Origin of the sequence: Acinetobacter sp. YH12219 (assembly GCF_013417875.1) — a bacterium.
Classification (GTDB): domain Bacteria; phylum Pseudomonadota; class Gammaproteobacteria; order Pseudomonadales; family Moraxellaceae; genus Acinetobacter; species Acinetobacter amyesii.
The window spans coordinates 1-16,249 of the sequence record NZ_VPDC01000008.1; the positions used below are offsets into that span (position 1 = coordinate 1).

A 16,249-nucleotide genomic window follows, 5' to 3' on the forward strand; every position below is an offset into this window, starting at 1 on the left:
GAGGATCAGAAAGCTTGTTTGAATCGATGTATTTCATCCGCAGATTATGCACGAATGCTAAGAAATCCGGAGTGCAAATATTAACCAAAAAGAAGATCGTTTTTTGATTTATGAAAGAGATCTATTGCTGGTTTTTGAACATGCCGTTAAGGTTGCACTGACCATACAGAGAGCGAGGATTAGTTTTTTCATGAGATTTATACACCGTATGTACCCAATATAATGCTAAGCGTGACTTTTATTGCTCAAGAAAAATAGCCTATTCCTGTTAACAATTGTGTGTTTGGTTAATACATCAAAACAGACATTTGATTTTTTAAAATTCGTAAATAGTGAAATATTGGTGATTTACCTAAAAGTGAACGCTAAAGGACATTTATATATTAATTGGTGAATAACTAAACAATATAGGCTTTTATAATTATTTTGCGTTGTTAAACTCTGTGGCATAGAAAAAACTGTCGGTGCAAATTGTGTTTGAAAAAACAGCGGAAAAAAGTCTGAACTTAATGGGGTGGCAAATTGATAACCATTGGGATTTAAATATCGACCAATGTGTCATGATTGCAGCGCCACATACCAGTAATTGGGATGCACTTTATGCACGCCTTGCCCTGAAAGCTTTAGGGGTAAATGTTCGTATCACGATTAAAGACAGTTATATGAAATTTCCGTTTGGACCTTTTGTACGTGCTATGGGCGGAATTGGTATTAATCGTCGTCCAAAACAAGATGGTGAAGCACGTCAAAGTATGGTTGAGCTGATGGCTGACTTATTTAAGCAACATCCGAAATTAGTCATGTTGGTAACGCCTGAAGGGACGCGCGCTAAACAAGAGAAGTGGAAAACCGGTTTTTATCATGTTGCCATGCAAGCAGGTGTGCCGATTGCTTTAGCCTATATGGACTATGCGCAGAAAAAAACGGGTGTGGGTAAAATTGTTTATCCTACAGGCGATTATGAAAAAGATATGGCTGAAATCATGGATTTTTACGCGCAAATTCATGCCAAATTTCCTGAAAAATTCAGTGTCGATACACGCTATCATTAATCCAACAAACCAATAAATAGGACAGCATCGGCTGTCCTTTTTTATGTTTAGATTCTTCTATTTAGATTCTTCTGTTTAGATTTTTATATTGATTTTAATCATTAAAGTCGGGATGGATACCGCCCAGATTTTGACATGCCGCCTTATAAATAATGTATTGCTGATCAACCACATCGATGAGCGGGATACGAAATAACTTTTCGCCTTGCTTATAGCTATCGATATAAGACACGACTTTTTGTTTGCTTGATGCCAGTTTTTCTTCATGAAAACTTGTAATCGAGCTATGAGTCATATGTGAACTTTCAATATTATTGCATTGAAAATGTGAGAGTAGTTTTTCAGCTTTTTTAATTTCACTGGACGTGCCAAACATACAGCCGCTAAGCAGAGTCACACCTGCAAGCAGGATGAGCTTTTTCATGGTTTTATTTTAAGCAAAATTATGAGGTGCAATATTCTATTAATTTTCGTCAAAAAAATTAATCACTTTTTTACCATTTGGCTAATTTTTATTTAAATGTGAACTGTGTCATTGTTACAAGATGTGAATGTCTAACTGAAAAGGCGTTTTGTTAGAACAATTTGGACAAATATCTTTAGATTTTGAGTCATCAGGTTAAGACACTCATCGTTACCAAAAAGCAGCCTGAAGAAAATAATAGCCCTAACACGATATGCTTAAATTGGCGTTCTGAAATGCGATAAAAAAGTTTGGCACCAAAAATCACTGGAAAAGCCATAATCACCAACAGCACGGCTAAATAGGGCAGATGTTCACGATGGATGATCCCTTGTAGCAGATAGCTGATGAGTGTAACGAGCTGAATGGCTAAATTGAAATGTCGCAAAATATAGCGTTGTTCTGCTTTGGGTGTATTTTTCAGCATGAGCCATGCAGAGGGTAATGCACCACAAAAGCCTCCAAGACCACCCAAGATTCCAGCAATATATCCAATACTAGAATCCGCCCATTTCCCTGATTTTTGGATGAATGAAAATTTAGGATTAAAAAATAAAATTGGGCACCAAAACATTAAAAAAGCGCCCAAAACCAATTTAAATGTATCTGGATTAATGCTGTCTAATAAATACGTACCGAGCGGTACACCTAAAATTCCTGCAATTAAATAGGGATAAATGATATTTTTATTGATCGGAATGCTTTTGCGTTCTGATGATAATGAGATGAAGTGGCTATAAACTGAAGCGCAGACGACCAAGGGTGCTGCTATTTGCGGGGGAAGTATCCAAACCCAAAATGACATTGCGATAAGGGCGAATGCAAACCCTGTTAATCCTTGTACGAATCCCGCAAAGATGGCACCAAGAATAAAAATCAGCCAAGTCATTAAATTACAGCTTTGAAATACGTGGCGCTATTGTAGTGAATTTTTCTATATAAATGTGGCTGACTGAGCAAATGAAGAAAAATTGGATGTTAAATGATGAATAAAACATGAATGTTTAAATACAGCAGATGTACACAGACTTCCAATTAAATTCATTTCGATAAGTGAAAATGCTCTTCATCAAAGAGGTGAAAATGCTCTTCATCAAAGAGGAGTGCTACACATGCTTAAACAAGTTGCTTTGCTATCTGTGGTTGCAGTTACATTTACAGGGTGTGTCGTGGCGCCATTTGATGATGGCCGATACCATTCGAATCAATATGGCTATGCAAATCAATATGGTTATTCAGGTCAATATGGTGGTTCATACGGTCAGCGCTATGACTCAAGTCAGCGTTATGACCGCTCATATGGTCGAGTGAATAGCCCGCAACATCGACCAAACTCACCACGACCGAATTCGAATAACCGTCCAGACAATATATATAAACCAAATGCGCATAAACCGAATGTACACAATTCTTCATCTCAGCATCCGTCAAATGTGCAGCGTCCAAGCTCAAAGCCTCAGACTTCGGCTAAACCCAATACAAGCAAGCCCCAGCAGCAAAAACCACAGCAACAACGTCCAAAAGTGACGCCCGTGGATAAAGCTAAAACCCCGGGTGGATTTAATAGCCAGCGTCCACTTCGACCACAGGTTTAATGATTTTCAAGTAATAAAAAAGGACGCATTAACGTCCTTTTTTGTGTGCATTTACATTAAGCCTTTTTATATAAGCCTGCACGTACCGTACCTGCTTTGGTTTGTTTGATTTGCTGCCAACTGCTCGGGAGCTTTAACTGAGCAAGATCACGGTCAGCTTCGATATAAATTAAACCATTGTCTGCAATGCACGGATCGACCAATTCAGCAAGTTCTTGCCATAAATCAAGACTATAAGGGGGATCTAAGAAAATCAGATCAAATTGATCTTTCAAGTTAGGAATGGCTTGTTGTGCCGTCATGTTTTTGAGTTGCACACGTTGTTTGTTCACCCTTAAGAGTTCTAAATTGTCCATGAGAAACTTCGCTTGGGTGCGATCAGGTTCAATTAAAACGGCTTCTGCTGCACCACGTGAGAGTGCTTCAAACGATAATGCCCCTGAACCTGTACAGAGGTCGAGGACTTTGGCATTTTGAACATCCCACATGAGCCAGTTAAATAATGTCTCGCGGACACGGTCAGGTGTAGGGCGTAAACCGTCAATACTGGCAAAAGGTAATTGACGACGCTTCCATTCACCACCAATGATTCTTAATTGATTTTTCATGAATTATTCCTCATCGGTTGCATGTGCTGCACTGGCAGCACGAGGTGTTGTATTTACACTATTCGGTTGTTGAGTGGCACTGTTGTTCTGCTGAGCTGTTGGGCTCGCATTTGGGTCGGCTGATAAAATATTAGAGCCGCTTGGTAACTCACTCGGTTTTAGACCCGCAGTCATGAGACCACCGCTAATTTGATGGCTAGCAGGACGAATTGGATTCTTTTTACGTGTTAATAACCAGTAGTCAAACATCGGTTTCGCAATTTGAGCAGCAGAACCACCGTGACGACCATTTTCCCAAACGACGGCAATCGCAATTTCAGGTTTTTCCGCAGGGGCAAAACCAACAAATAAACCATGGTCAAGTTGACGCTCTGTCAATAAAGATTCGTTATAGCGTTTACCTTGGGCAATACTTTTAACCTGTGCGGTGCCTGTTTTACCTGCGATTTGATACATTGGGGTACGAATACCACGACCGGTCCCTGTTTGAACCACATCAATCATGGCATCACGCATTTTGATCCAATCATCTGGCTTACCATTAAATTGAATGCGACCATTCGGGGCGTTATGGACTTTATGAACCTTTGCGCCTTTACTTTCACGCAAAACGTGAGGTGTAACATGAGAGCCTTGATTAGCGGTAATGGCAGTTGCCATCGCCAGTTGTAATGGTGTTGCTGTAAATGCACCCTGACCAATACTGACAGAAATGGTTTCACCTTTGAGCCAGTTGGACTTCCGTGTACGGAGCTTCCATTCAGGATTTGGATATAGCCCCGTACTTTCACTTGGTAAATCTACACCGGTTTTTTCACCGAAGCCAAACTGACGCATCCAAGTATTCATTTTTTCAATGCCCATACGATAGGACAAGACATAGAAATAGGTATCGCAGGAAATGACTTGAGCTTTGTGTAAATTAACTGAGCCATGACCAGTTTTTTTGTGGTCACGGAAACGATGGCTGTCACCCGGAAGCGTGAAATAGCCCGGATCTGAAATGGCAGTACTCCAGTCCACTAGACCATAATGAATACCACCTAGACCAAACATCGGTTTGATCGTTGAACCTGGAGGATAAGCCCCTTGTACAGCACGGTTATATAAAGGCTGATCAAGGCTATCACGTAGTTCAGAATAATCTTTACTGCTAATCCCGGTAACAAATAAGTTGGGGTTAAAACTTGGACTAGAAACGAGAGCAAGGATTTCCCCAGTACGTGGGTCAATCGCAACAATCGCACCACGTCGATCTGCAAGCTGCTCTGAAGCAACCATTTGCAGTCCATAATCTAGGGATAAATATAAGTCATTACCACGAATCGGATCTTTACGACCTAGATGACGTAACACATTACCAAAGGCATCGGCTTCAACCGACTCATTTCCCGGCATACCGTGTAAAAGTTCTTCGTATGATTTTTCAACGCCAATTTTACCGATCAGGTTTGAGCCAGCGTATAAATCTTTATCAATCGTTTTTAGTTCTTTGTCATTAATACGACCTACATAGCCAATCACATGGGCAAACAGTTCACCATGTGGATAGTAGCGAGTCATTTGGGTCTCTATATTGACACCTGGGAATTGATATTTCACCTCACTAAAACGGGCGATATCATTTTCATTTAAATTCAGTTTAATCGAAACACGTTCAGTCTTTTTAGAGGTTTTAATCCGACTTTTAAAGCGTTCGATATCTTCAGATGTAAGCTCTAATAAGGGTGTTAGGCGCTCAACGGTATCATCAATGTCTTCAACATCCGCACGGCTCATGGTTGCCGAGAAAACCGGATAATTATCGGCTAATAGCACGCCATTACGGTCATAGATATAACCACGAGAAGGTGCAAGCGGTTGCAATCGAATTCGGTTTTGATCTGCCGCAGTCGAAAAGGTCTCATAACTTTTGATTTGTAAATATGCATAACGTGCCACAAGCAACAGCATAAAGAAGGAGACAATCCCTATCGAAATCACCACGCGATTACGATAAATCCGCTTTTCTTGCTGGACATTTTTTAAAGGATAATGCTGCTTCATACGCGATCGACTTAAAGACTGAGAGCTAAAATAACGGAAGAGGCATATTCTAGCGCAACTGACATTTTTTTGATAAATAAAAACGACTCTGCTGCGATCGCAGTCTATATTTTGACTTTGCAGACATGAAAAATATGGGGCTTTGTGTATAACAGTTCATATTATTCTGCTAAAGTCGAAACGTATAAAAAAGGAATATTCCAAAAAATAATACTAAGGAAGTTTGTGAAAACAATGAATAAATTATATCCATTGCTTGCATTTATGATGCTTGGAAGCATCGCACATGCCAATGACAATTCATTTTTACCTGAGGCAAAATTAACAGGTGAGGGTTATCAACCATGGAATGTTGGAGCAGGTTTTACTCAAAAAATTATTCACGTGAATGGTGAGTGGGTAAACCCATATGGCATTGCTTATGCAAAAGCTGGTGTTTTCTTGAACGATGATAAAACACCTGGCGGGCAAGTCGGCTTTCGTTACCCAGTTCATTTCACTGGCAAAGATAAAAATGGTTATTATATCGGAGCTTATGCGGGCCACATCGACTCCAAGAAAGTAGATGGTGAAGATGAAGCGCGTTTAGGTGGTGGTATCGATCTTGCTTATGTGATGTTGAGTGCCGAGCGTATTAGTACGTTTAGTGTAGGCATGGGTGCGGGTGAAAAATTAGAAGACAAATCAGGTAATGTGATTGTGGAAACCGAACCGAGACTACAAATCTCATATACTTTAAGTTTTGGTTTGTAGTGAAAATAATCAACTTTATTTTATAACCGCACTCACTGAATAAAATTAAATATGGAAGTTATGCATGCTTGAGTACGTTAACGAATTGTGGCAAACCTTTTTGCAACGTCCCGATTTTTGGGCTGTGCTGAGTATTATCCCCGTTACCGCATTCGTTACCTGGGCACACGTTTGGATGGCACTGAAAATGGTGTTTTACCCGATTACTTTCTGGGGATTCCATTTAGGTCCATTACCCGTGGGATGGCAGGGGATTGTGCCAAGAAAAGCTGGACGTATTTCTGGCATTATTACGGATAACACATTGTCTAAATTGGGTTCCTTACGCGAGTTTTTGGATGCAATGGATCCTGAGGACATGGCGCGCATCATTGGTGAACAAGTTGGCTTTGAACTTGAGCATTTGATTGATGAAGTCATGCTAGACCGAAATGCGGTGCTTTGGGAAAACTTACCGTATTCGATTAAACGCCGTATTTATGCCCAAGCACATAAACAGCTGCCAAATACCTTAAAAGAACTCGTGACCGAACTGACCATGAACGTAGAGTCACTTGTTGACATGCGAGAAATGGTGGTGAGTCAAATGGAAGCGGATCGTCTCTTGATGGTGCGGATGTTCCTTAAAGTTGGCCAGAAAGAAATCAACTTTATTTGGCATATTAGTGCCTTGATTGGGATGTTCTTTGGTATCTTCCAAATGATCGTTTGGTTTGTGGTGCCATGGCATTGGACGGTTCCATTTTGGGCCGCAATCTGGGGCTTTTTGACCAACTGGATTGCCATCTGGATGGTATTTAATCCAATAGAGCCGCACCCTGTTAAGTATTTGCAATTATTTGAATTAACTAAAGATCGTAAATTCCCTTGGATTAAACCTGTGATTCCACGTATTGGAACGTACAATGTTCAAGGGGCATTTATGAAACGCCAAGAAGAAGTTTCAGATGTATTCGCAAGTGTAGTCACAGAAGACCTAATTACGTTAAAATCTATCATGACCGAAATGATGTATGGCGGGAAGAAAGATAAGACTCGTCGCATTGTGAAACGTCATATTAATGAAATTATGGAATCTCCACTGGTTCGTACCTCATTACAGTTGTCTTTAGGTCCAAAAGAGTACGCAAAACTCAAGACAGACTTGATCGATCGCTCAATTGAAATTACGATGGTGCCTGTATGCGACCCTGCGTTTAATGCGAGCCGTGCACAGAAAATCTTTCAAATGTTTAGAGACCGTATTCGTGAGCTAACACCGAAAGAATTTCAAAATCTATTACGTCCTGCATTTCAGGAAGACGAATGGATTTTAATTGTCTTGGGTGGTGTAACCGGTTTTATCGCGGGTACAATACATTTGTTTGTGGCTTTCTTATAATTAGATGCTGGAAGACGATCTGAATCTTGGGTTCAGATCACTACATAGCGTCATATACAATGTTTAAAATGAGGATGTTTTTTTATGCGCATTATATTACTCGGACCACCTGGAGCAGGTAAAGGTACACAAGCTCAGTTGATCTGTAAGCGCTACGATATCCCACAAATTTCAACCGGTGATATGCTCCGTGCTGCGATTCGTGAAGGTACTGAATTAGGTCTACAAGCTAAAAGCGTCATGGACAATGGCGGCCTTGTATCTGATGAGCTTATTATTGGTCTTGTAAAAGAACGCATTGCTCAACCTGACTGTGTCAACGGCTGCATTTTTGACGGTTTCCCGCGTACGATTCCACAAGCTGAAGCGCTTGAAAACGAAGGGATCAGCATCGATCATGTAATTGAAATCGATGTACCTGACGAAGAAATCGTTCAACGTTTATCTGGTCGTCGTCAACACCCTGCATCTGGTCGTGTATATCACACCGTTTACAACCCACCAAAAGTGGAAGGTAAAGATGACGAAACTGGTGAAGACCTTGTTCAACGTCCGGATGACCAAGAAGCAACAATTCGTAAGCGTTTAGGTTCTTACCACGCTGAAACTGAGCAATTGGTTGGTTTCTACCAAGGTCGTGCAGCTTCTGGCGAAAACGCACCGACTTATGACAAATTAAATGGTCTTCGTCCAATCGATCAAGTTCAAACTGATTTGTTCGCGATTTTAGATCAGTCTAAATAATTCAACTTTTTTGAATTTTTGACAATCAAAGAGTCCTACTGCATAGTGGGGCTCTTTTTTTATGTGGCTTTTAGGGCGAATCTGTTATGAAATTTGCTTTGGTTATAATGGTCATCATCGCTGTGGCGGTGTTATTGGGCTTATTATTTGTCAGCTTTAAAATGTTGCGTAAGGTGCAAGTGGAAGAAGCAGAGCAAGCTAAATTGAACCCGAAGCAATATCGCTTACATCCAAAGCTGCAGCAAGAGTTTGATAAAAAAAACAAAGAACAAGATAAAAATTAAGCATCAACTCGATCAATTGATTTATACAAATTCCATCTACCCCGAAATTGAAGAGATTAATCTTCAATTTGGGTGGTTTTAATCGGTCTTAATGCGCCAAAGTCAAAACGGTCAGGCCAATTACATACATCAGACACGATACATTCATGACATTTGGGTTTGCGGGCAATACAGGTATAACGCCCATGCAGAATCAACCAATGATGTGAATCAACAATAAACTCTTTGGGGATGACTTTGACGAGTCGGTATTCGACTTCCAAAACATTTTTGCCGACAGCCAATCCTGTACGATTACCTAAACGAAAAATATGTGTATCAACGGCCATGGTCGGTTGACCAAAAGCAGTATTCAGCACCACATTTGCAGTTTTACGACCGACACCGGGTAAGGCTTCCAAATCTGCACGATTATTCGGAACGATGCTGTTGTGCTTCTCAATGAGAATCTTGCAGGCTTTAATGACATTTTCCGCTTTTGAGTTATACAGGCCAATGGTCTTGATATATTCCTTCAGTCCGTCAACACCTAATGCATAAATAGCTTCAGGAGTATTTGCTACTGGAAAAAGTTTATCTGTGGCTTTGTTGACACTGACATCTGTGGCCTGAGCAGATAGGGTAACAGCCACTAAAAGTTCAAATGGACTACTATAATTGAGTTCGGTTTTCGGGTTGGGGCGTTGCTCACGTAAGCGTTCAAAAAAAGTTTGAATTTGCTTCTTAGTCATGTTTTTAACAGCCATGATTAAGCCCCTTGCAGTTGTGTTAATTGTTGCGTGAGGGTATGGAGTAACTCACGTTTTTTTGCATCGTCTCGAACACTCAGTTGTTTTTCTAATTTCTTAATTTGTGTACGAATTTTTGCAAGTTCAATGGTGGTTTTTGCATCGAGTTGAACGACTGGCGTAGCAGGTTTTTCCACGACTTCAATGACCGGTACTGAGTCTGTCTGGGTCGAAAATTGGGCAAAAAGTTCCGTGTCAATTTCAGCACGTACGACTGGGCCTTTACGATGAATTCTGCGCTTTTCCTCACGTTGAATATGTGCATAGTAGCGGCGACGTAAATCATTCTGTTCTGCGATTCGAGCGGCTTCAGATGGCACTTGATCAAGCTCTTCGACAAGGTCGATACAATCCACGGGACAAGGTGGGATGCAGAGTTCGCAGCCCGTACATAAATCCGTCAAGACCGTATGCATCAATTTGCCTGAGCCAATAATGGCATCGACAGGGCAGGCACTGATACATTTGGTACAACCAATACATTCATCCTCACGAATCACAGCTTTAACCCGTTGCGGGCGCCCATCACTTCGGATTGGCCAAACGCTGGCTTCTGCTGTTAAGTGTGGACGATTTAATAACGCTGCTAGTGAATCTGCCACAGGTTGACCACCGGGTATACATTTATTGGCTTCTTCTCCTTCACTGATGGCTTTGGCATAGGGTAAGCAGCCGTCTCGGTGTCCACAAAGTCCACATTGAGTTTGTGGCAATAGGGCATCAATTTGTTGGATGAGGGAAATTTCAGAAGTCATGGGTAGTCGCGAGTACAAATGAAGGCAGAGAAAAACCAAAGAGGACGTTGAATTCTAGCATGTTTCAGTATGAATTGCTGTGCGCAAAAATGGGTCTATAGATGCATCATAAATGAGCAAAATAATTCATTAAAATATTCCTAAAAGTAATAGTATTTATAACTAAAATATCTGATTAATCAATTTAAATCGCTGTTCTATAAAGAATTTAAAGATTTTTTAAAAAAACTATTGCTGATTAGTTACAAAAGATATTTAATATTTTGCGCCAAAATATATCTTTGATCAAAATTGTGATCAATTTTGATCCATACATCTGCTGAGGATTAAGTGTTGAAATATAACAGCCTTAACGACTTCCTAGACTACGTTAAAACACGTGATGAACATCAACCTGAATTTCTTCAAGCTGTTGAAGAAGTGATGACGAGCCTTTGGCCATTCATCGAAAAGAACCCACAATATGCTGACTACGGTTTGCTAGAACGTCTTGTTGAGCCTGAGCGTGCAATTCAGTTCCGTGTTTCATGGGTAGATGACAAAGGTCAAACTCAAGTTAACCGTGCTTTCCGTGTTCAATACAACTCAGCAATTGGTCCATTCAAAGGTGGTATGCGTTTCCACCCATCAGTGAACCTTTCAATTCTTAAATTCTTAGGTTTTGAACAAACTTTCAAAAATGCCTTAACTACACTTCCTATGGGTGGTGGTAAAGGTGGTTCAGATTTTGACCCTAAAGGTAAATCTGAAGGCGAAATTATGCGTTTCTGTCAAGCATTAATGATCGAGTTATACCGTCATCTTGGTTCTAACACTGACATCCCTGCGGGCGACATCGGTGTAGGTGGCCGTGAAGTGGGCTACATGGCTGGTATGATGAAAAAATTAAGCAACGACACAGCATGTGTGTTCACTGGTAAAGGTTTAACTTTCGGTGGTTCACTTGCACGTCCTGAAGCAACTGGTTACGGTACTGTGTATTTCGCTGAGGAAATGCTAAAAACTCGTGGCGACAGCTTTAAAGATAAAGTTGTAACGATTTCGGGTTCTGGTAACGTTGCACAATACGCTGCTGAAAAAGCAATGTACTTGGGTGCGAAAGTGGTTTCACTTTCAGACTCAGCAGGTACTGTATACGTAAAAGACGGTTTCACAACTGAACTTCTTGCTGAAGTAATGGAATTGAAAAACGTTAAGCGTGGCCGTATTTCTGAATTTGCATCTAAGCACGGTTTTGAATATTTAGAAGGTCAACGCCCTTGGTCAATCAAATGTGATATCGCGCTGCCATGTGCAACTCAAAATGAATTAGATGAAGCTGATGCTGAAGCTCTTCTTGCTAATGGCGTAATCTGTGTTGCTGAAGGCGCAAACATGCCATCTACTTTGGCTGCAGTTGAGAAATTCGTTGAAGCGAAAATTCTTTATGCACCAGGTAAAGCATCTAATGCGGGTGGTGTTGCAACTTCTGGTCTTGAAATGTCTCAAAACGCAATTCGTTTGGGTTGGACTTTCGAAGAAGTTGACGAGCGTCTACACGCGATCATGAAAGAAATTCACCGCAACTGCGTGAAATACGGTACTGAAGAAGATGGTACTGTGAACTATGTAAACGGTGCGAACATTGCAGGCTTCGTAAAAGTTGCTGACGCAATGCTTGCTCAAGGCGTTTACTAAGTTCTCCGTAAGTTGAACTGAAAACCGAGGCTCAAGCCTCGGTTTTTTTATGGCTGAATGGTTTGGAATATATTGGATTGTTAATTAGTGCTCATCAGGGTAAGTTGGATTTCGCTATCCATAACACTGAAGTGAAAATTTAAGGGCTGGCTGAGCAAACTTTTAATATGAAGCCCTAGCTGATGTAACTGTGGGTGGAACTTCAGAGTACTCCCTACATCTCCTATAAAACGCAAAGTATGCTTTTCTACATCATAATTGTGGCCAATGTAATTACAGCCGCTAAGAATGTCATACTGCCATCGTTAATTTGAGTGTGGTTTGGGGGGGGGAGAACGTTATTCTCTACGAGGACCCACGTCTATTGAGTTAATTGTTCTGCTTCAAAATCGCGTCAATGGGTAATTCGCTGTATGCTTAAAAATATCTGTCTGTTGATTGCGATTCGTCAGGATGAATTCAGTAATTTGCAAGAAGGAGCTTTAGATTAACATCGCGAAAGCATTGGCTGAACAGCACATTGTGATTTGAAAACTTTGCACGGCTGATTAGCGTTTGCGGTTGTGTAGATATAAAAAACCGAGGCGATGACCTCGGTTTTTATAGGCTGTAACTTACAAGGTACCTTTTACGGCTTCACGTTCGACTGACATATCAAAAATATAGGCATATTTTGATTGGTCAGCAGCAGGGTTTTTACGTTCAAAACGTTTTACGCGAATAATTTGGCGTTCTGCAGGAGTGTGCTTAAAGCCTTCAATTTGATCGTAAAATAAGGTCCAGTCTTTATCAACTTGTGTTTTTAGGCCTTTTTCATCGTACTTCACTTCACGTACTTGCAAACAAGTTTGTGGAGCAACGCCTGTACATTGTTTCGTTTCAGGGCTGACTTCAAGGAAAATCGTTTCGCCTTGTGAGTTATATTGGGTTTCAGGTGTTAATTTTCCAGTGAACACCAGTTTCTCACCTGTTGCAGAGATAATGGTTAACGTTGGATTTTGTGGATCTGTGGTATTTAAAACAAAAGGTGCTTTACGGTCACTAAAGAGTGAAGATGCAAGTCCTTCTTGTTTCATCGCATTATCAGGACACGCCATCATGGTAGATGCAATGTTACCTGTTACAAGTGTATTGTGTTCAACTTTCCATTGGGTTGACATGCTATTACAGCTGGTTGAAATACCCAAAGTGCCATTTTCTAGAAAATTTAAAACCAAAGGTTTTGGTGCATTTTCAGTGGAGGTGCTCCATTGATATGAAGCTAAAGTTTTATCAGCATTTTGTTGTTGTAATACGCTCACGGCTAAATCTCCAGCTTTTTGGATATCGCTTGATTGACATGCTGCAAGGGCTAAAGGGAAGAGGGCAATTGCTAAATATTTTAATTTCATTACGCTAACTGTTCTAAGTGAATTTCAGCCTGTAGCATAACCCATTCATTTTAAAAAAATATGAATACATTCAGCTCAAATAAGTAGCAAAATGTATCCATAAATAATAATTTGTTAACTTATTAATATAAATTATGAATAAGTCAAGCTATCTCGTTTTATTCACGTTTAATCAAAACGATAAATATCCATACCCAGCGAACCCATACTAAAGCTACTGTGAACAATAGAGAAGCGGGGGCCTGCACCCATCGCAAAGAAGATGGGTGCAAAATGTTCAATGGTCGGATGATTGCGTTGTACAAACGGGATATTTTGCCAATAGAGAACTGCATCAAAATCTTGATGAGTGAGCTTATTGACCACAAAATTACGGAATGTAGACGCCCATTCAGGCACGGCTGCGGCACGACCATCCCAAGCCAATTCACGTAAGTTATGAGTAATACTGCCCGATCCAATCAACAGAATTTGCTTGTCACGTAAAGGTGCGAGCGTTTGTCCAATTTTATAGATCTCTTGCGCAGACATGGTCATCGGCAGTGATATTTCAATCACAGGAATGTCGGCATCAGGATACATATGCAACAACGGCATCCAAACGCCATGATCACGTGGACGAGTGCTGTTGGCATGTGCCGATAATCCTGCATTGGCAAGCAAATGAAGGATTTCTTCAGCAAGCGCTGGGTTACCCGGTGCTGGATAACGAATATCATAAAGTTCCGCAGGGAAACCACGGAAGTCATGCCAAGTTTCAGGACGGGCACTGGTACTCACTTCTAGTGCGTTACTTTCCCAATGTGCTGACATGATAACAATGGCTTCAGGTTTTGGAAGATTCAGGCTTAAACGTTCCAACGCAGGACCGACTTGCTCAGGATTGATGGCAAGCATAGGTGAGCCATGGGAAATAAATAAACCTGGAAGTGTTTGTAAATTCATCGCGGTCGCCGCTGGTTGTTTAAAGGAATATGATGATCATGCACTAAATTATTCAGCGTAACAATTCGGATAATTTCAACGGTTTGTTTCATTGTTGCAACGCTGTACTTGCTGTAGATGCTGGAGTCAGTTCGGATTAACCCGCACGATGGTAAGGGTGATTATGATTAATACTCATTGCACGGTATAGCTGTTCGATGAGCATGACACGAACCATTGGATGCGGCAAAGTTAGTTTAGACAAAGACCAATGCCATGCTGCAGCTTTACGTACTGCTTCAGAATGTCCATCTGGCCCACCAATGGCTAAAACCACATCATTGCCTTCAAGCATCCAACCTTTCATGGTTTCAGCTAGTTTTTCGGTACTGAACTCTCGACCACCGACTTCTAAGGCGATCAGCACTTCATTCGATTTCATGGCATTTAAAATGCTGTCACCTTCAATTTGACGGTATTTTAAAATGTCGGCTTCTGAGTCGTTCTTGCCACGTTTAGCCATAGGCAGTTCAATGATCTGCGTTTGAACAAATGGCTGAATACGTTTGAAATAATCTTCAAAACCCGTCAGAACCCATGCTGGCATTTTTTGACCGATTGTCAGAATACGAATTTTCATACAGCGCCTGAAAGTATACAAAAGAGCATTATAACGGTTCGCTTGCGCTTTGTATGTTCAGACACAATTTGCAATTGAAATCGTGTTCTGCTTGCTGTTTAAATACGCAGCATAAACAGATTAGATCGAAGATGAAAATTGGAATAATAACAATGAAAAAAACATGGCAGGACGGTAAATTATTTTTGCTCAAGCAAGCAGCAATGCTTTCAATTTTTGCATTGTGTTCATTTGCAGCATTTGCGAACAATATTAAAACGGCTGAACCGGATAATTTAAAAGTCTATTTAGAACAAATTATTGGTAATGAAGCTGAATATCGTAACTATAAGAACATTCAAGAGTTAAACCGGGTGTCTGCTTGGATTCGTGAGCAGATGCGTTTATTTGGTGTGAATTGTCGTTTTCAAACCTATACCGTAAACAGCCAACCATACCGTAATGTGGTTTGTCCCTTAAATGCAGGGCATAGCAACCGAGTGATCATTGGCGCGCACTACGATGTATTTGAGGAGCAGCATGGCGCTGATGATAATGCTTCTGGCGTTGCAGGTGTACTCGAAGCTGCTCGGATTCTTTCGGCTGAAAAAGCGCGTTTAAAACAAAATATTGAATTTGTATTTTATACCCTCGAAGAACCGCCATATTTTAGAACAGAGTCGATGGGCAGTTTTATCCATGCAAAATCTGTAGCAAAGGAAAAGGATAAAATTTCAGGTGTGTATATTCTGGAAATGATTGGTTATTTTGATCCCAAAGTCACTCAAGATTATCCAGTTGGACTGAAATGGATTTATCCATCTCATACGAATTTTATTGCATCGGTGGGGAATATTCAGTCTCGTGACTTAACCTCATCGTATTGTGCGGCGATGGAGTCTTTGAAGCAGTTGCAATGTGAACGCTTGATTTCACCGTCATTTATTCAGGGTGTGGATTTTTCAGACCATATGAATTATTGGCAATTTGATATGCCAGCGATGATGATCACTGATACGGCATTTTATCGTAATAAGCACTATCACACCGAGCAAGATACTATGGATAAATTAAACTTAGACAAAATGGCTCAAGTGATCGATGGTTTGGTGAAAACCATCTTAAATTTGAAATAGCATGTCTTTAAACACATGACATAAAAAACGCAG

The 16,249-nt window shown here is 40.7% G+C and carries 17 protein-coding genes; 8 read left to right on the forward strand and 9 right to left on the reverse strand.

Annotated elements, in window-relative coordinates:
- Positions 1–473: 473 nt before the first annotated feature.
- Positions 474–1,052 carry a 1-acyl-sn-glycerol-3-phosphate acyltransferase gene (locus FTV04_RS06120; protein WP_180003952.1) on the forward strand — a complete coding sequence of 193 codons (579 nt, stop codon included), beginning with the start codon at positions 474–476 and terminating at the stop codon, positions 1,050–1,052.
- A 94-nt stretch (positions 1,053–1,146) separates the two neighbouring features.
- Here the strand turns inward: FTV04_RS06120 and FTV04_RS06125 are convergent, their stop codons facing one another.
- On the reverse strand, positions 1,147–1,476 hold the full coding sequence (locus tag FTV04_RS06125) for a hypothetical protein (protein ID WP_180089045.1): 330 nt from the start codon (positions 1,474–1,476) through the stop codon (positions 1,147–1,149).
- Positions 1,477–1,666: 190 nt separating this feature from the next.
- Positions 1,667–2,404: a sulfite exporter TauE/SafE family protein gene (locus FTV04_RS06130; protein WP_180089046.1), complete on the reverse strand. Its 738-nt coding sequence runs from the start codon at positions 2,402–2,404 to the stop codon at positions 1,667–1,669.
- 223 nt (positions 2,405–2,627) lie between these two features.
- Here FTV04_RS06130 and FTV04_RS06135 point away from each other — a divergent pair, with 223 nt between their 5' ends.
- Entirely contained in the window at positions 2,628–3,110 is a 483-nt protein-coding gene (locus FTV04_RS06135) for a hypothetical protein (RefSeq protein ID WP_180089047.1), read from the forward strand.
- A gap of 56 nt (positions 3,111–3,166) precedes the next feature.
- Here FTV04_RS06135 and rsmD read toward each other — a convergent pair whose 3' ends face one another.
- Both rsmD and mrdA read right to left on the reverse strand, forming a co-directional pair.
- A complete protein-coding gene (gene rsmD, locus FTV04_RS06140) occupies positions 3,167–3,718 on the reverse strand; it encodes a 16S rRNA (guanine(966)-N(2))-methyltransferase RsmD (protein ID WP_180089048.1) in 552 nt (183 codons plus the stop codon).
- Positions 3,719–3,721: 3 nt separating this feature from the next.
- Positions 3,722–5,764, reverse strand: a complete 2,043-nt coding sequence (gene mrdA / locus FTV04_RS06145; RefSeq protein WP_180089049.1) for a penicillin-binding protein 2 — start codon at positions 5,762–5,764, stop codon at positions 3,722–3,724.
- A gap of 234 nt (positions 5,765–5,998) precedes the next feature.
- Between mrdA and FTV04_RS06150 the strand changes: the two genes are divergently transcribed.
- From FTV04_RS06150 to FTV04_RS06165, 4 genes are all read left to right on the forward strand, one after another.
- Positions 5,999–6,517: a hypothetical protein gene (locus FTV04_RS06150; RefSeq protein WP_180060043.1), complete on the forward strand. Its 519-nt coding sequence runs from the start codon at positions 5,999–6,001 to the stop codon at positions 6,515–6,517.
- Positions 6,518–6,581: 64 nt separating this feature from the next.
- The gene (locus FTV04_RS06155) at positions 6,582–7,898 is read left to right on the forward strand and encodes a hypothetical protein (RefSeq protein WP_168378316.1); all 1,317 of its coding nucleotides are present in this window, start codon (positions 6,582–6,584) and stop codon (positions 7,896–7,898) included.
- A gap of 84 nt (positions 7,899–7,982) precedes the next feature.
- On the forward strand, positions 7,983–8,642 hold the full coding sequence (adk, locus tag FTV04_RS06160) for an adenylate kinase (RefSeq protein ID WP_078189866.1): 660 nt from the start codon (positions 7,983–7,985) through the stop codon (positions 8,640–8,642).
- Positions 8,643–8,728: 86 nt separating this feature from the next.
- Complete coding sequence (locus FTV04_RS06165) at positions 8,729–8,926, forward strand: hypothetical protein (RefSeq protein WP_180026662.1); 198 nt, start codon at positions 8,729–8,731, stop codon at positions 8,924–8,926.
- 56 nt (positions 8,927–8,982) lie between these two features.
- Here the strand turns inward: FTV04_RS06165 and nth are convergent, their stop codons facing one another.
- Positions 8,983–9,672: an endonuclease III gene (gene nth / locus FTV04_RS06170; RefSeq protein WP_180089050.1), complete on the reverse strand. Its 690-nt coding sequence runs from the start codon at positions 9,670–9,672 to the stop codon at positions 8,983–8,985.
- 2 nt (positions 9,673–9,674) lie between these two features.
- Complete coding sequence (locus tag FTV04_RS06175) at positions 9,675–10,469, reverse strand: RnfABCDGE type electron transport complex subunit B (protein WP_180089051.1); 795 nt, start codon at positions 10,467–10,469, stop codon at positions 9,675–9,677.
- Positions 10,470–10,799: 330 nt separating this feature from the next.
- Between FTV04_RS06175 and gdhA the strand changes: the two genes are divergently transcribed.
- A complete protein-coding gene (gdhA, locus tag FTV04_RS06180) occupies positions 10,800–12,146 on the forward strand; it encodes an NADP-specific glutamate dehydrogenase (RefSeq protein WP_227591817.1) in 1,347 nt (448 codons plus the stop codon).
- 614 nt (positions 12,147–12,760) lie between these two features.
- On the opposite strand, the gene FTV04_RS06185 is transcribed toward gdhA, so the two are convergent.
- The 3 genes from FTV04_RS06185 to rlmH all read right to left on the reverse strand — a co-directional run bounded on the left by FTV04_RS06185 (position 12,761) and on the right by rlmH (position 15,101).
- Entirely contained in the window at positions 12,761–13,537 is a 777-nt protein-coding gene (locus FTV04_RS06185; protein ID WP_180026665.1) for an META and DUF4377 domain-containing protein, read from the reverse strand.
- A gap of 168 nt (positions 13,538–13,705) precedes the next feature.
- Positions 13,706–14,482 (reverse strand): class III extradiol ring-cleavage dioxygenase, encoded by a 777-nt coding sequence (locus FTV04_RS06190; RefSeq protein WP_180089052.1) that lies wholly within the window; start codon positions 14,480–14,482, stop codon positions 13,706–13,708.
- A gap of 136 nt (positions 14,483–14,618) precedes the next feature.
- On the reverse strand, positions 14,619–15,101 hold the full coding sequence (gene rlmH, locus FTV04_RS06195; protein WP_078189858.1) for a 23S rRNA (pseudouridine(1915)-N(3))-methyltransferase RlmH: 483 nt from the start codon (positions 15,099–15,101) through the stop codon (positions 14,619–14,621).
- A gap of 152 nt (positions 15,102–15,253) precedes the next feature.
- On the opposite strand from rlmH, the gene FTV04_RS06200 reads away from it, so the two are divergent.
- Positions 15,254–16,216: a M20/M25/M40 family metallo-hydrolase gene (locus tag FTV04_RS06200; RefSeq protein WP_180089053.1), complete on the forward strand. Its 963-nt coding sequence runs from the start codon at positions 15,254–15,256 to the stop codon at positions 16,214–16,216.
- Positions 16,217–16,249: the final 33 nt, after the last annotated feature.

Excerpts from the sequence above, each read along its gene's own strand:
- nth (WP_180089050.1), bottom strand. The coding sequence starts at position 9,672 with ATGGCTGTTAAAAACATGACTAAGAAGCAAATTCAAACTTTTTTTGAA.
- FTV04_RS06185 (WP_180026665.1), bottom strand. The coding sequence starts at position 13,537 with ATGAAATTAAAATATTTAGCAATTGCCCTCTTCCCTTTAGCCCTTGCA.
- mrdA (WP_180089049.1), bottom strand. The coding sequence starts at position 5,764 with ATGAAGCAGCATTATCCTTTAAAAAATGTCCAGCAAGAAAAGCGGATT.
- FTV04_RS06175 (WP_180089051.1), bottom strand. The coding sequence starts at position 10,469 with ATGACTTCTGAAATTTCCCTCATCCAACAAATTGATGCCCTATTGCCA.
- FTV04_RS06130 (WP_180089046.1), bottom strand. The coding sequence starts at position 2,404 with ATGACTTGGCTGATTTTTATTCTTGGTGCCATCTTTGCGGGATTCGTA.
- rsmD (WP_180089048.1), bottom strand. The coding sequence starts at position 3,718 with ATGAAAAATCAATTAAGAATCATTGGTGGTGAATGGAAGCGTCGTCAA.
- FTV04_RS06135 (WP_180089047.1), top strand. The coding sequence starts at position 2,628 with ATGCTTAAACAAGTTGCTTTGCTATCTGTGGTTGCAGTTACATTTACA.
- FTV04_RS06125 (WP_180089045.1), bottom strand. The coding sequence starts at position 1,476 with ATGAAAAAGCTCATCCTGCTTGCAGGTGTGACTCTGCTTAGCGGCTGT.
- FTV04_RS06165 (WP_180026662.1), top strand. The coding sequence starts at position 8,729 with ATGAAATTTGCTTTGGTTATAATGGTCATCATCGCTGTGGCGGTGTTA.
- rlmH (WP_078189858.1), bottom strand. The coding sequence starts at position 15,101 with ATGAAAATTCGTATTCTGACAATCGGTCAAAAAATGCCAGCATGGGTT.
- FTV04_RS06155 (WP_168378316.1), top strand. The coding sequence starts at position 6,582 with ATGCTTGAGTACGTTAACGAATTGTGGCAAACCTTTTTGCAACGTCCC.
- FTV04_RS06200 (WP_180089053.1), top strand. The coding sequence starts at position 15,254 with ATGAAAAAAACATGGCAGGACGGTAAATTATTTTTGCTCAAGCAAGCA.
- FTV04_RS06190 (WP_180089052.1), bottom strand. The coding sequence starts at position 14,482 with ATGAATTTACAAACACTTCCAGGTTTATTTATTTCCCATGGCTCACCT.
- FTV04_RS06150 (WP_180060043.1), top strand. The coding sequence starts at position 5,999 with ATGAATAAATTATATCCATTGCTTGCATTTATGATGCTTGGAAGCATC.
- adk (WP_078189866.1), top strand. The coding sequence starts at position 7,983 with ATGCGCATTATATTACTCGGACCACCTGGAGCAGGTAAAGGTACACAA.